At 33.4% G+C, this 13,291-nt stretch carries 14 protein-coding genes, 1 pseudogene and 1 riboswitch; of the genes and pseudogenes, 6 read left to right on the top strand and 9 right to left on the bottom strand.

The genetic code is table 11. The annotated features are described in order from the left end of the window. The first annotated feature begins 59 nt into the window (after positions 1-59). The 3 genes from BCR26_RS16340 (at position 60) to BCR26_RS16330 (ending at position 3,086) form a co-directional block, all read left to right on the top strand. The gene (locus BCR26_RS16340) at positions 60-869 is read left to right on the top strand and encodes an AraC family transcriptional regulator (protein ID WP_069700016.1); all 810 of its coding nucleotides are present in this window, start codon (positions 60-62) and stop codon (positions 867-869) included. A 188-nt stretch (positions 870-1,057) separates the two neighbouring features. Continuing rightward, positions 1,058-1,160, top strand: a riboswitch (TPP riboswitch). 97 nt (positions 1,161-1,257) lie between these two features. After that, entirely contained in the window at positions 1,258-1,932 is a 675-nt protein-coding gene (gene tenA / locus BCR26_RS16335) for a thiaminase II (protein ID WP_069700015.1), read from the top strand. 182 nt (positions 1,933-2,114) lie between these two features. After that, entirely contained in the window at positions 2,115-3,086 is a 972-nt protein-coding gene (locus BCR26_RS16330; protein WP_069700014.1) for a diaminopimelate dehydrogenase, read from the top strand. 114 nt (positions 3,087-3,200) lie between these two features. On the opposite strand, the gene BCR26_RS16325 is transcribed toward BCR26_RS16330, so the two are convergent. Genes BCR26_RS16325 through BCR26_RS16315 form a run of 3 tightly spaced genes read right to left on the bottom strand, consistent with a single transcriptional unit; the run spans position 3,201 to position 5,264 of the window. After that, positions 3,201-3,962, bottom strand: coding sequence for a nucleotidyltransferase domain-containing protein (locus tag BCR26_RS16325; protein ID WP_069700013.1), 762 nt, complete (start codon positions 3,960-3,962; stop codon positions 3,201-3,203). A 26-nt stretch (positions 3,963-3,988) separates the two neighbouring features. Then, complete coding sequence (locus tag BCR26_RS18175) at positions 3,989-4,738, bottom strand: PH domain-containing protein (protein ID WP_084387179.1); 750 nt, start codon at positions 4,736-4,738, stop codon at positions 3,989-3,991. After that, complete coding sequence (locus BCR26_RS16315) at positions 4,725-5,264, bottom strand: sigma-70 family RNA polymerase sigma factor (RefSeq protein WP_069700072.1); 540 nt, start codon at positions 5,262-5,264, stop codon at positions 4,725-4,727. Before BCR26_RS16315 ends, BCR26_RS18175 begins: the two co-directional genes overlap by 14 nt. Before the next feature lie 205 nt (positions 5,265-5,469). Here BCR26_RS16315 and BCR26_RS16310 point away from each other — a divergent pair, with 205 nt between their 5' ends. Further along, positions 5,470-5,658 (top strand): hypothetical protein, encoded by a 189-nt coding sequence (locus BCR26_RS16310; RefSeq protein ID WP_069700012.1) that lies wholly within the window; start codon positions 5,470-5,472, stop codon positions 5,656-5,658. Positions 5,659-6,462: 804 nt separating this feature from the next. On the opposite strand, the gene BCR26_RS18625 is transcribed toward BCR26_RS16310, so the two are convergent. Together BCR26_RS18625 and BCR26_RS16305 are read right to left on the bottom strand one after the other, a co-directional pair. Next, the gene (locus BCR26_RS18625; protein ID WP_169818907.1) at positions 6,463-6,600 is read right to left on the bottom strand and encodes a hypothetical protein; all 138 of its coding nucleotides are present in this window, start codon (positions 6,598-6,600) and stop codon (positions 6,463-6,465) included. 247 nt (positions 6,601-6,847) lie between these two features. Then, positions 6,848-8,713 carry a peptide cleavage/export ABC transporter gene (locus BCR26_RS16305; RefSeq protein ID WP_084387178.1) on the bottom strand — a complete coding sequence of 622 codons (1,866 nt, stop codon included), beginning with the start codon at positions 8,711-8,713 and terminating at the stop codon, positions 6,848-6,850. A gap of 275 nt (positions 8,714-8,988) precedes the next feature. Between BCR26_RS16305 and BCR26_RS16300 the strand changes: the two genes are divergently transcribed. Both BCR26_RS16300 and BCR26_RS16295 read left to right on the top strand, forming a co-directional pair. Continuing rightward, positions 8,989-9,174: a leucocin A/sakacin P family class II bacteriocin gene (locus BCR26_RS16300; RefSeq protein WP_084387177.1), complete on the top strand. Its 186-nt coding sequence runs from the start codon at positions 8,989-8,991 to the stop codon at positions 9,172-9,174. Between the two features lie 140 nt (positions 9,175-9,314). After that, a complete protein-coding gene (locus BCR26_RS16295; protein ID WP_069700010.1) occupies positions 9,315-9,608 on the top strand; it encodes a bacteriocin immunity protein in 294 nt (97 codons plus the stop codon). 1,295 nt (positions 9,609-10,903) lie between these two features. On the opposite strand, the pseudogene BCR26_RS16285 reads toward BCR26_RS16295, so the two are convergent. The 4 genes and pseudogenes from BCR26_RS16285 to BCR26_RS16270 form a co-directional block, all read right to left on the bottom strand. Continuing rightward, positions 10,904-12,038: pseudogene (locus BCR26_RS16285) on the bottom strand (acetyl-CoA C-acetyltransferase). Positions 12,039-12,081: 43 nt separating this feature from the next. Continuing rightward, positions 12,082-12,321 (bottom strand): tautomerase family protein, encoded by a 240-nt coding sequence (locus BCR26_RS16280; RefSeq protein ID WP_069700008.1) that lies wholly within the window; start codon positions 12,319-12,321, stop codon positions 12,082-12,084. Continuing rightward, positions 12,308-12,547, bottom strand: coding sequence for a tautomerase family protein (locus BCR26_RS16275; protein WP_069700007.1), 240 nt, complete (start codon positions 12,545-12,547; stop codon positions 12,308-12,310). The genes BCR26_RS16280 and BCR26_RS16275 overlap by 14 nt, the downstream gene beginning before the upstream one ends. A gap of 62 nt (positions 12,548-12,609) precedes the next feature. Further along, entirely contained in the window at positions 12,610-13,239 is a 630-nt protein-coding gene (locus tag BCR26_RS16270; protein ID WP_069700006.1) for a hypothetical protein, read from the bottom strand. Between the last annotated feature and the right edge of the window lie 52 nt (positions 13,240-13,291).

Genomic DNA, 13,291 nt, shown 5'->3' with positions numbered 1-13,291 from the left:
ATATAAATCGTATTTTTCTGTGATAAATTTAAAGGAAGAAAAATAAAGGAGCACTATCTATGCTAGAACAGCGAGAAATAATTTTTGATTCTGATTTAAATGTTGAAGGATTACTTTTTAATGGAATTAAACAAAAATTTCCCAATCATTTCCATGAATATTATGTGATTGGATGCATTGAACAAGGAGCACGGAAACTACATTGCAAAGGCCAAGAATATACACTCTTACCCGGCGATTTAATTCTTTTAAACCCTTATGACAATCACGAGTGTTTACAACTTGATTCTTGTCCCTTAGTTTATCGAAATATTCATATAGAAATTGAAGTAATGGCTACAATTATGGAGGACCATTTTAACTCGTCAGTTTTACCACTATTCCATACAAATGTTGTCTCACAAAGTAAAGAGGTGCCAACGCTCCAAATACTTCATAGGCTTATTCTAGATAACTCTCAGGATTCTTTAGAAAAAGAAGAACTTTTTTTACTTTTACTAAGTGAATTATTAACAGAGTATGCAGATTATCAAGAGTTAAACACTGTCGCAAGCTTTGAGTTAGACAAGATATGTACATATTTAAATCAACATTATAGCGAAAAAATTGCTCTGACAACGTTGAGCCATCTTGTTTCCATGAATAAATATACCTTTATTCGGACTTTTACTAAGTCTTATGGATTAACGCCCTTTCAATATTTAACAACTATTCGTGTTAATCAGGCAAAGAAGCTGCTAGAGCAAGGAATTGCTATTGCTGATATCGCTCATTCAACAGGCTTTTCTGACCAAAGTCATCTCACTCGCTTGTTTAAAAGTTTAATTGGTGTCACTCCAAAAATGTATCAGAAAATTTACAGTAAATAATCACTAGTTGAAATTAGTTCCTACAATAAGTCGAAAATGATAGCGGGAATCCACTATTTTCATCTCATTCATAATTAAAACCTAGCATATTTATTGTATAAATTGAATGACAACATTTTATTTGTCTAGCACGCTTAAAAAAATTGCTTGTATTTTTTTTTGAGATAGACTATGCTTTATTCATATTTGATTTTTTGCGGGGGGACGCACGTTTGCGTTGAGAAGGCTAAAAAGCCTGACCCTTTGAACCTGTTGGTTAAGACCATCGTAGGGAGCAAATGACTACTTGTCGAAATTTACTATCCTGACAATCTAGGCATTCTTCCATAGAGAAGAATGTCTTTTTTATTTTTTTAGATTGTCTACTAAGATCTTAGGAGGAGAATACATGACATTTTCAAGGGATTTAAAAGCAAAAGCTGCTGAAATTTGGGAAGCTGGTTACCAACATCCTTTTGTTCAGAAACTGGGTCAAGGAACCTTAGAAATGGAAAGCTTTCAATTTTATTTGATTCAAGACTATCATTACCTTATAGAATATGCCAAAGTCTGCGCCTTAGGTGCTGTCAAGTCAGACTGCGAGGAACTTTTAGCTCGTTTCACTGAAATTCAACATGGAATATTATCGGATGAAATGTCTCTACACAGACAATACATAGTAGATTTTGGTATTCCAGAAGAAAAAATTCATAAAGCTAAGCCCTCATTATTTAATCGTACTTATACAGCAAATATGCTTGCAATTGGGCATACACAGGGATTAGCTGAAATATTAGCTACCATTTTCCCTTGTGCTTGGACTTATTATGATTATGCTTGTCGCTTGAAAAAGGATTATCCTGAAGAGTTTAAAGACAATATCTATCGTTCGTGGATTGAAAACTATTCTAGCGATGATTTCTTCGCTTCTTTCGAATGGTTTTATGATGAAATCGACCGCTTAGTTGCAACGAAAAATCTAGAGGAAAAAAGAAAGATCGAAGAAATTTTTATTTCTAGTGTAGAATTTGAATATTTATTTTGGGATATGTCTTACAAAAAAGAAATGAGTATTATTCAATGAAATTCAATTAGTTAACATAAAACTATTATGTTACACTGACTTGATTTTTTAGAAATCAAATTTTTTTACTATCTTTAATTTATTCTACTCACTAACTATTTTGAAAATTCTGTTATTTTTGCTGTTCCTTTGTCATTTTTTTGGTATAATTTACCTTAAAAAGAAAAAGGGAGTGTTGTTTTATGATAAAAGCTGCGATTGTTGGCTACGGAAATTTAGGTGGAGGTGTGGAACTTGCTTTAAAAGAAAGTTCCGATTTCCAACTAGTTGGTGTTTATACCCGAAGAGCCCCTAAGGATGTTAAGACTTATGGTGCTAAAGTGTATTCAATGGATGAACTATTAGCAATGAAAGATCAAATTGATGTTTGTATTTTATGTGGAGGATCAGCAACCGATTTACCTGTCCAAACGCCCGAAATCACACGTTTCTTTAACACGGTTGATAGTTTTGATACCCATGCGAAAATTCCCGAACATTTTGCTACAGTCAACCAAACTGCGATTGAAAACAACACGGTATCGATTATTTCAACGGGCTGGGATCCTGGCTTATTCAGTTTAAATCGCCTATATGCTCAAAGTATCCTTCCTTCTGGTGAAACTCATACATTCTGGGGCGACGGCGTTAGTCAAGGTCATTCTGATGCATTAAGAAGAATTGACGGTGTTGTAGACGCAACTCAATATACTCTTCCTAACAAAGAAGTTATCGAAAAACTTAGACTTGGAGAAAAACTTGCCTTATCTACACGAGACAAGCACTTTAGAGAATGCTTTGTCGTTTTAGAGGCTGGAGCAAATGCTGAAAAAATTCGTGAAGAGATTGTTACTATGCCTAACTATTTTGCTGATTACGATACTACGGTTGAATTTATCTCACAAGAGGAACTAGACAAAAATCATAAAGCAATGCCTCATGGTGGAACTGTCCTTCATACAGGGAAAACGAATCAAAACCATCATCAAGTGATTGAATACAATTTATCCTTAGATAGCAATCCTGAATTTACAGCCAGTGTTTTAGTTGCTTATGCCCGAGCCTGCGCCCGCTTAGCAACAGAAAAACAATTTGGTGCTTATACTGTTCTCGATATAGCTCCAAAATATTTATCCCCAAGAACCGATGAACAATTGAGAAAAGAATTACTATAATAGCCTTTATTCCATGAATTCCCTTGCTAAAAAGCTCTGCGAGTATTTCAAAATTTGAAAGGACTCACAGAGCTTTTTGTTAACACTAATTTAAAACAATAAGATAATTTTCAGTTATTCATGATTAAAAATAGATGCTGCCAATTGATGCAACTTTGTTAACACACTTACGTAGTCTCTCTTGATTTCATTCTGTAAAAGTTCAGGACTCAATGACCATTTCAGCAAAATTGTATAGTCTTCATCAAGCAACGGTTCTAAACTTACTAACGTATTTGGATAATACCCTTGAATCAGATATTGTTTTAGTTTCAAAGTAGCAATTAGTGGTTTTAATACGAATGTAGTTATTTTTTTAGAATTGATTGTTTCAGAAGACTCGTTACTACTCATATAATGACGAATACTCAGTAAAGTTTCAGCACAAATCCCTTTCCAACTTTGCTCAATGTCCTGCTTTGTCGGAATCTTTAAGGGAAAGGAACCAAACAGATGGACACTCTCAAAATAGACAATAGAGGGATTTATAAATCTTGAGAATGGTAAACTTTGAAATTCATTAATGGAAAAACACTGTGGATTAAATTCCAACCTACTATCATTTTGAGTGACGTTTTTTACTATATCACCAATTATAGCTAGTTTCTTTTCATCAATTTCTTTAAATATACAGTATAAATCAACATCGGAAGTACTTGAAGCTTCCCCTCTCGCATAACTACCTACTAAAAGAATTGACTCTATATCAGGATTATTTTGCGATACTAGTTGCACAAATTCAGTCAAAATAGCATGATAGACAGTCGTTGAATTGTTTTTAGGAATCAAGCCTTCGTACTTTTTCTGATGTAATAATTCATTTGACTTCTGTTTCATCTTTTTTCTCCTTAATCTATTTAACTTTATTGATTCCTCATCTCCATCCATAGTTCTTTAATAAATCCAAATGGACCAAATCCAAAAAATGTTCCTAAAAGAATGATAATAAGTGTACCATAACAAATGAAATTCAAAATATAGACAATCTTAACTGAAAAATTGATATTGCTAAAAAACTGATCAAACTTGTTTGTTCTTACTACATGTTTTACAATGGGTATTTCCTTTAATCTTGGAACCTTATTGACAATTTGTAGCAGCTTGTCCTTATCTCTGACAGTTAATGTTTCAGTAAATATATGTTGATTCACTTGAAAATCTAAATAATACCATTCGACATCTTTACGAATTTTTCCTTTCTTATTTTTTTTAAGAGTGATGGCTTTTATCTTATCATATGGATAACTAATAAACTCACTTGTCTCAAGATAGTGTAAAGGAAAAACAAAAATAATTCGCTTATTTGTGAAAAGAAACATTCTATTCCCTCTATTGTCATTAAACTCTTTGACATACTCCTTTGATAGTGATTTAGTTGCAGCTTCCATGCCAGCCCATCCAGTTGTAAATACACCAGTATTTTCCCCATTGGAAAAAGGTAAATAATCACAAATAAATTCATCTTCGTCTAAAGATGCTTCGATTCCCTCAATAACTTTTCTTAGTATAATATGTTTTTTGGAACTCTGAAATGTCTTTTCCTTCCCTTCAGAACTCAAATCTGAATTTAAATTGGTCGTAACATCTGAAACTACCTGTTTAAATCCACTCATTTTTTGTTCCTCCTCTACTCATTTCTTTCAACTTTTTTCTGCCTCTAGATAATCGGTTGTAGATTTTTTCTTCAGATAAATTAAGGATTTCGGCAATCTCTTTAGCACTAAATTGGTAAAAATAGCAATACAAAAAAATTTTTTGATCTTCTTCTGATAAACGGTCTATCAACTCTAAGAATGACTCTTTTTCTAAGACTCTTGCTTCTTCTCCACCCCCCTCTTCGTCATCATTAACAGTGGTATTCCTTTGTCTAAATAATTTTCTTTTTTCATCAATCGATCGATTTCTGGCAACGACAAGTAGCCATGTTTGAAGGCTACTTTTCTCTGGATTATAAGAGTGAATCTTGGTAAAAATCTGATAAAGTGTTTCATTCATCACATCATCAATCGAACTTTTTTCATAAGGATAAGAGAGCACACTAGAAATCGTTTTCATAATACTAGAGCCATATTCTTCAATTAGTAGTTCTAGCCCCTGAAAATCTTCTCTTTTAATTAGTTCAATTAAATTCTCATCCATAAGCACGTTTTCACCCCTTTAATCTATTATACGCTGTGAGTTATCAAAACCTATCACTAAACTGAAGAATTAAATAGATTTCATTTTTCAAGCAATTATTTTCAATATAAGGTTTATACATTTCCTTGTTGTCATCTTCCTTACACAATCGTTCGTATCAAATCTTCTCATCATCGTATACTATTTAGTAACGGAGGTGCTTTTAATGTTAATTTTTTCATTGATTTTCTTTTTTATAGGACTGGCTTTACTTGCCATTTCAGGAATAAGTTTTAGAATTAGAGCTCTGGCAAATAAAACAGCTTGGGGCGGTATTACAATCCCTTTTGCATTGGTTGGTATTCCTATTTTACTTATTTCCCTTATACTCCTTTACTTCAATTACCCGCGTTAGCAAGCAACGCTAATCGCATTCTCACTTAATTTAGTTAATCAGTTTTATTTCATAAAAATAGAAAAATTAATTTACTATAAAAGGTTCCTGAATAATCAAGCACTTGCATTTTATAGAGCGATAGAAAAAATTGAGAACTCTGCGGCATAAAAAAACTTTAATTAAAGCGAGTTCTTTTTAATATCTATAATGAATCTATTGTTTCAATATGTCATCGAAGGTTATGGAATGATTTTAGTGAAAGATAAGCTTTTGCATACAAAAATAAGACTTACAAATCTTGTAAGTCTTATTTATCTATACTTTAAGAACATTAAGGGCTTATTATTCTACCAAGTATCAGGCACTTCTAACTCAGAATATTTTTTGTATTCTTGGCCTAGAGTGTTCTTCATAGATTCTGTTTATTTTTTTCTGTCGGCTTAAGGTTAATTTCTACAGTATATATCAGATTTCCAATCTTAACTTTTCTTTTATCTTCATACTTTTTCTTTTTCATGGATATTCTTGTACGTAAAATGTTTGCCGGAATCAACCTTGAATCGGCGCGAAAGTTTTATCTACTAAGAACCTTATCTATACTCCTTTTTTATAGTACTACCACAAACCAAACTGATCAGCTAAGGTAGTATTAGATTGTACAAATCCAACAACTGGTGTTTGATGATCAATTTCAGTGGTCTCTGTAGTAGCAACTGTTTCATCCAAAAAAGTTATCTGAGGCGCAAATAAAAGTACTAACGAGTGGGAAAACAATAGTCAAAATAAAGCAATTAGTTTTTTCTTTACTCTTGTTCCCCACCATTATTTAAAATAATTTTTAATTGCGTTTAAGATATCGCGAGCAGCGTGTGAACCACCAGAAACAATATCAATCCCTTCTGGGGTACCACCTTTAATTTTTTTTAGTTCTTCTTTTGATAATGCTTTTCTCTTTGTCATGTGAACCACTCTCCTTTCATTTAATAAACATAGTCTAGCTTTTTTAACTTAGTATAAAAAATTTATCTTGAAATGGATTTATAATTACTTAGCAATATTTCCATAAATTTCACCACATAAGAAAAAGAAGAGCTTATTTAGCCCTTTTTTCCATCAAATTTAGAACTTATTATTCTTTCTAAGATTATTCCAAGCGTAAACACTCCCGTACCTAAAAAGAATTTTGGAACTATAAAATTATCTTTGGTCATGAAAGCAACAACAAACATAAACAATAGTACTTGAATAACCATTTTAACCAAAACATCCACCGGCAATTGCACCGCCGAAACCGCCTAGAATAATACCTCCAACCCCTCCAGTCGCACCCAAATATCAGATTTTCATAAATGCTGCCACTAAAAAAGAAAGTATCTTGGGACACATAACTAATTGTATTTCTCAAATGCACTCGTGGGATTGTCTGAATCGGCATACCTTGAATTTGTATCTCTCCCTCTTGTGGACTATAAAAATTTACAAGTAGTTTTGCCATTGTCGATTTTCCAGACCCACTCATTCCAACAATCGCTATTTTTTCATTTGAATTGATTGAAAAGAAAATATTATTTAGAACATTTTCATCAAATCCATAAGCAAAAGAAAGGTCTTTTACTTTAATTAACGGTTCCTTCTTTAATCCTGGTTCTGTTTTTATTAATGGACTCACACATTCTCCTAGATTTTCCTGCTCTAAATAGAAAACTTCATTCAACCGATCGTTAGCTACTTTGGCAGTTTGAATCTTTACCTGAAGGTTTATGATGTTTTGCAAAGGCGTCGTGAAGAAAGACATCAAAGCATTGTACGTGATCAATTGTCCGATAGATAGCTTACCTTTTATAACTAAAGAAGTCCCCACCCATAATAATGTGGTTGATCCTATTACTTGTAAAGCTGTTTTAAAATTCGATTGAAGGTTATCTAGATTCGCATTTTTAAAAGATTTCTCCATCAGCTCTTGGAACTGGTTTTGTACTTTGTCAAATACTTGGTCAGTCGCATTAAATGATTTAATTGTTTCTATTCCTTTGAGGCTTTCAATTATTTGTGAGTTGACCACTGCCCCAGATTCCATTTGTTCCTCATTGGTTCTATCAAACGGCTTTATAAATAGAAAAACGATCAAAGCATAGATTGGAACTGTCACTAAACTTATCAAAAATAACAGACGATTTTGTAGGAACAAAGCAGTCCCAATTAGTAGGACCATCGATGCGTCTAAAAATAAACAAAGAGTTGCATTGGCTAAGGCATCAATGATTTTATTGGCATCCAAAAATCTTGAAATAATTTCTCCCGATTTCCTTGTTGAAAAAAAGCTCATCGGTAAATGTAACACGTGATTGAAATACTTTAACATGATAGAAGTACTCAGACGCTGACCTAACTTGATTAGAAGATATTGTTTTAAATACTGGAAAAAACTTTGTATCACATACATGGATAGAAGACCCATCGAGATAATTTCCAACAAATTGACAGATTTTGAAGGAACAACTCGGTCGATGATAATCTGAAAGTAATAAGAACCAATAATACCAAATCCAGTTAATACAAACGAAAGAAGAACAATACCCGCAATTGTCTTTTTGTGGTTTGCTAATAAAGGAACAAAAGAGAATAGTCCGTTTGATTTATCATGAACTGGCTGATAGTCATCTTTGGGAACGGTAGTCAATATGATTCCTGTCCATTCAGCAGCAAATTCTTTTGGAGTTCTTTCCAACTTACCTCTGGCAGGATCTGCCAGTAATAGCCTTCCTTTCTTCATCCCATAAACGACAACGTAATGAAGGAACGCTCCATCAATAATTACATGAGCAATGAACGGAAATGGCAAATTTTCTTCTTTCCAAATTGAATCATCCGTTTGAAAGACTTCTGTTTCAAACTTAAGTGTCTCTAGAGCTTGTACTAACCCAAAAGCTGAAGTGCCTTTATTATTCGTTCCGGACATCAATCTTAGTTTACTGATGGGGAGCCTCGTATCATAGGTATTTAAGATCATAGATAAACACGCAACCCCACAGTCTTTCTCATCATGTTGCTTCACCAATTTTATTTTTTTCATTACATGCATACCTTCCCCAAAATTAGTCTATAGTAAATATATCCTCTTCTATAGATAAAACTTAGAGATTATCTTGAAATCGATTATTTGTGTCCTGAAATGAACTATATGAAAACTTTGATCCTTTTTTAGTGAATAAGTCATTTGTAACTTATATGTCAGGCAAACATAGATTCCACGATGAAATTCTGATATTTCATGACTTTTTAAATATTATTCGGGTGGATACTGCTATTCTTTTCTTGTAACAAAAAAAGATAATGGAGCGTGCAACTATGGAAAAAATGCAAAAATTAGATTTACAAAAAATGAAAGATATTGTTGGTGGAACATACTACGGTAATGGAGTGTCATGCAATAAAAAAGGATGCTCTGTTGATTGGGGTAAAGCTATTAGTAATATCGGAAATAACGCAGCAGCAAATTGGTATACTGGCGGAGCCGCTGGGTGGAAGCCATAAAATTTTCCTATAGATATCCTTCTACTTATAATCTACTGTGTGGTTTATTACTCTGCGTTTTTTAAGTCTTTTGAAATTCAATGTTTAAACTTGAAAATAGATAATTAACCGTATAAAATAAATTATGAGGTGGTAAAAATATGTCTAAAGTAAATTGGTTTTCTGGCGGAACAGAAAGAAGTGATCAAGCAGTGCATATTATTGATGATTTACTTAACTGCAACGAAATAAATTCAAACAGTCAGTTGGGAACAATTTTGCAGAATTACAGAATAGAACTACAGCAAAAAGGAGCATCAGTACCCTTTATTCTAAGTAGGATGAATCTAGATATATCGAAAGCTTTGCGAAGTGATGGAAATCATCTTAGTGAAGAACAATCTAATAAACTAAAACATTTGAGTTCATTATCAAATATTCGATATGGTTATTAACTCCTGTAGCTGCTTAAAACGGTAGCAAAGTTTTATTGATACAAAATAGACCGCTAACTAGCCAAAGTTACAGCGGTCTATTTTGTATATTCTTAATCCCTTTAAATAAAGTAACCCCTCAACCTGCTAGACAAATATTCCTATTCAGTGATATGTCAATAAATATCTATTTTTTGCCCCCCCATATGCCCCCTGAAATGAAAATTCTACTTTTCTATTGAAATTCAAGAACATTTACATTTACAAAACGAACATACATTCGTATAATGTATTTGAGGTGATTGTACATGAGATTTATAAAACGAGTAGAACTAAACTCTCCTACTCGACCAGCACAATTTTTTTATTCTCTAAAACTGATACCATTTAGAAGATTAATCAGCAACAGAATAGACATAGAAGGGACAGTTTATAATTTTTGGCTCTTCCCTTCAAAAAATAAACGAAAATACATAGCTGCTTTTCCTGTTGAAAATGTTAACCACTTTCTAGTCTTCGAATACAGAGAAATAAGTCAGTGTTACCTCTCAACTCAAAAGGAATATAAATTGTCGGACTTTGATATGGAAAAACCTATAGTCAAGATGGTCTATTCATGGATGTAAATATTATCGAAGAATATGAACGAGGATTATTGTCTTATGAAGAATTTCAATATTACATATGGGGTTGCGGTCAACGTCTAATTAACGAAGTCGGTATTGAAAAGTTTGTGTTTTACTTAAACGCCGAGGAGGGCGAATATTATGAACAACCGTAGGTATATTGGAGGGGGGGGAAAATTAGAGTTTTAATATATGACAAAAGAATGGCCAAACGAATTGAAGAGGTGAATACGTTTAAAACAGTAATAAATACTTTAGAAGAGCCAATTTTAATCTTTAAAGCTCAGACTAACAAGATTGTCTTAGTTACTAATGGCTAGTTTCAAAAAACGAGTCAGTACAAGTGATTTTCGACTGGGATGAGAAAGAATTGAAAGATCAAATAAAAATACCGACCTCCAAAAGTTAGATTTTTGGTCTAACTCTTGGAGGTCGGTACACGATCAAGGGCTTTTATTTCCAGTAAGAATTATAGATAATAAACATCGCTGTCATTTTCTTAAATGAATATTTTCTAACTAAAGTATTTTTGCTAAGTGATTTATCAATTGCTTTTTTAAAGAAGAATAGTACATTTTAGACACTGAAACACCCATGTTTACCATATCTAGATTCACAAGAAAATAGAAATGAAGTTGACATAGAAAGTTTTAGCTATAAAGGCCAATGATTTAGTACAACAAATAGTTGTTACTCATTCCTAATAATTGTTGAACAGCCCATTCCACCACCGATGCATAGACTGGCTAAACCAAGTTTTGACTTTCTTTTTTTCATTTCATGAATCAAACTAACTAATATTCGACAACCAGAAGCACCTAGCGGATGACCTAATGCAATAGCTCCTCCATTAACATTTACGATACTTGTATCTAATTCCAGTTCTTCAATAACTGCTATGGACTGTGCTGCAAATGCTTCATTTAGTTCAATTAAGTCAATATCCTTAATTAAATAATTAGTTTTACTCAGAGCTTTTCTCGTTGCATCTACTGGACCAATCCCCATGATATCTGGATCAACCCCAGCTAATTCTCCTGATTCCCAATAACCAAGAATCTCTAAATCTAACTCTAATGCTTTCTCCTCTGACATTAGCAACACCGCAGCCGCACCATCTCCAATTCCTGACGAATTCCCAGCAGTTACAATTCCATCTTTTTTAAAAGCCAGCCGGTCGTAATTTTGTTAATGATTCATAAGAAGTGTTTGAACGAACACTTTCGTCATGTTCAAAGATAAACGTTTCTTTTTTTCTTTGAACCTCTACTGGGACAATTTCATCTTTAAACCTGTCTGATTCTATAGCAATTGTAGCTTTCCTTTGACTCTGTTCAGAAAAAAGATCCAAAGCTTCTCTGTTTAAATGCCAGCTTTCCGCTATGTTCTCCGCAGTAATTCCCATGTGTTGACTACTAAACGCATCCTCTAAACCATCGTTAATCATAGAGTCAATAAGCTTATTATTGCCAAGTCTATAACCAAATCTCGCATTATCTAGCAAATAAGGAGCAGCCGACATATTTTCCATTCCCCCTGCAATGATCACATCTGCATTACCAGATTGAATCATTTTTGCTGATAAATTAACAGCGTGTAAACCTGATCCACACAAGATATTTATTGTAGTTGCAGGAACTGTAAATGGAATCCCCGCTTTCATTGAAGCTTGTCTTGCAACGTTTTGCCCTTGTCCAGCTTGAAAGACGGCTCCCATATTGACCTCATCAATTAAATTTGTTGATAATTTGGTTTCTTCAATGATTTTTTTGATTACAAAGGCACCTAAATCACTGACTGAAAAATTGCTCAGCGCTCCTCCCATTGCCCCGATTGGCGTTCGGAAAGCATTCGTAATAACTACTTTTCTATTCAAAAAGCTTCCTCCTATTTATGTCGATTTTTCTACTTAATGATTCAAACGCTTCATTGTCACTCTTATATCCAGCTCTCCCCCAACTACTAGCATGAATTTCATTAATTACTACAGAGATTTTCTCGGCTGGAATGCTAAGCAAATCATATGTCTCTTTTGTTAGGTTATATATTAATTCCTCTTTTTGTTCTTCAGTACTTTTTGTCATTAAATCTACTCTAATTACTGGCATCCTCTTTCATCCTCTCTTGAACACGAGATTTTTCAAGCCAGTCTGAATCGGTACCAATTGCTCCAGCCTGTCCCCAGTTTCCACTTGGAATTTCATTGATAAATACAGTAATTTCATCTAGTGGTTCATTAAATTGATTAGCGATAACAGATGTGCAGGTTTTGATCCAAGCCTCTTTTTTTTCGGAGCTGATTCCTTTCCATCCATAAATTTCGATAATTGACATCTTTTCCCTCCTATGATGAGGCGTTTCAGAACAATTATTATTCTCCTGTAACGCCTAATTTTTTAATTTACTTTTTCATATTCGAAAGTATTTAAACCGCCCTTGATGTGATTATGTCCAGCTTCCTTAATAATTTCCTGATATCTAGGAGTCAAGAAGCTTTCTCTATATTCATCTGGATCACCTACAAACTCAGTGACAAAGAGAACTCCTGGCGTTGATGAGAACAGACTGTGAAAAGCAACAAATGACGTAACTTTTTCATTTTGTTTTACATACTTGAAAATTGTATCTTCTCTCCAATCCAAATACTCTTCTACTCCAAAAAGAGGAACTTCGATGTGACGTAATTGCATATATTTTTTAGTTGGTAATAAATTTTCTCGTGACGTTACCTGAGTGACGAGCGCTACTACTTCTTGATGAAGGTCACTTCCTAATTTATTAGAAATACTATCGACAAATTGTGTGAATTCTTCACTTTCAATATAGTTTTGAAGCTGATTGAACGAATTAATTTTATATAAAAGAACCAACGTATCCTTCTTTAAAGCTCGATATAAAACAGACTCACCCAACAATGCTTTTGCATTACTTGATTGCCAAGCATTAATGATTGCTTGATCTTGTCCTGATAAAAATTCAAATTCTGTTACGACTAAATAAGGTGCTTTTTCTTTTAATAGTTTCATGATATCTTCTCCTTTTAACTTGCAATTTAGTTTTTTCTGACGCTCCACAACT

It is taken from the genome of Enterococcus rivorum (genome assembly GCF_001742285.1).
Lineage (GTDB): Bacteria > Bacillota > Bacilli > Lactobacillales > Enterococcaceae > Enterococcus_L > Enterococcus_L rivorum.
The sequence above is the reverse complement of the archived record's forward strand: the minus strand, read 5'-3'. Positions and strand labels throughout refer to the sequence as shown.

Excerpts from the sequence above, each read along its gene's own strand:
- BCR26_RS16340 (WP_069700016.1), top strand. The coding sequence starts at position 60 with ATGCTAGAACAGCGAGAAATAATTTTTGATTCTGATTTAAATGTTGAA.
- tenA (WP_069700015.1), top strand. The coding sequence starts at position 1,258 with ATGACATTTTCAAGGGATTTAAAAGCAAAAGCTGCTGAAATTTGGGAA.
- BCR26_RS16310 (WP_069700012.1), top strand. The coding sequence starts at position 5,470 with ATGTTAATTTTTTCATTGATTTTCTTTTTTATAGGACTGGCTTTACTT.
- BCR26_RS16295 (WP_069700010.1), top strand. The coding sequence starts at position 9,315 with ATGTCTAAAGTAAATTGGTTTTCTGGCGGAACAGAAAGAAGTGATCAA.
- BCR26_RS16315 (WP_069700072.1), bottom strand. The coding sequence starts at position 5,264 with ATGGATGAGAATTTAATTGAACTAATTAAAAGAGAAGATTTTCAGGGG.
- BCR26_RS18175 (WP_084387179.1), bottom strand. The coding sequence starts at position 4,738 with ATGAGTGGATTTAAACAGGTAGTTTCAGATGTTACGACCAATTTAAAT.
- BCR26_RS16270 (WP_069700006.1), bottom strand. The coding sequence starts at position 13,239 with ATGAAACTATTAAAAGAAAAAGCACCTTATTTAGTCGTAACAGAATTT.
- BCR26_RS16305 (WP_084387178.1), bottom strand. The coding sequence starts at position 8,713 with ATGAAAAAAATAAAATTGGTGAAGCAACATGATGAGAAAGACTGTGGG.
- BCR26_RS16275 (WP_069700007.1), bottom strand. The coding sequence starts at position 12,547 with ATGTCAATTATCGAAATTTATGGATGGAAAGGAATCAGCTCCGAAAAA.
- BCR26_RS16330 (WP_069700014.1), top strand. The coding sequence starts at position 2,115 with ATGATAAAAGCTGCGATTGTTGGCTACGGAAATTTAGGTGGAGGTGTG.
- BCR26_RS16325 (WP_069700013.1), bottom strand. The coding sequence starts at position 3,962 with ATGAAACAGAAGTCAAATGAATTATTACATCAGAAAAAGTACGAAGGC.
- BCR26_RS16300 (WP_084387177.1), top strand. The coding sequence starts at position 8,989 with ATGGAAAAAATGCAAAAATTAGATTTACAAAAAATGAAAGATATTGTT.
- BCR26_RS16280 (WP_069700008.1), bottom strand. The coding sequence starts at position 12,321 with ATGCCAGTAATTAGAGTAGATTTAATGACAAAAAGTACTGAAGAACAA.
- BCR26_RS18625 (WP_169818907.1), bottom strand. The coding sequence starts at position 6,600 with ATGACAAAGAGAAAAGCATTATCAAAAGAAGAACTAAAAAAAATTAAA.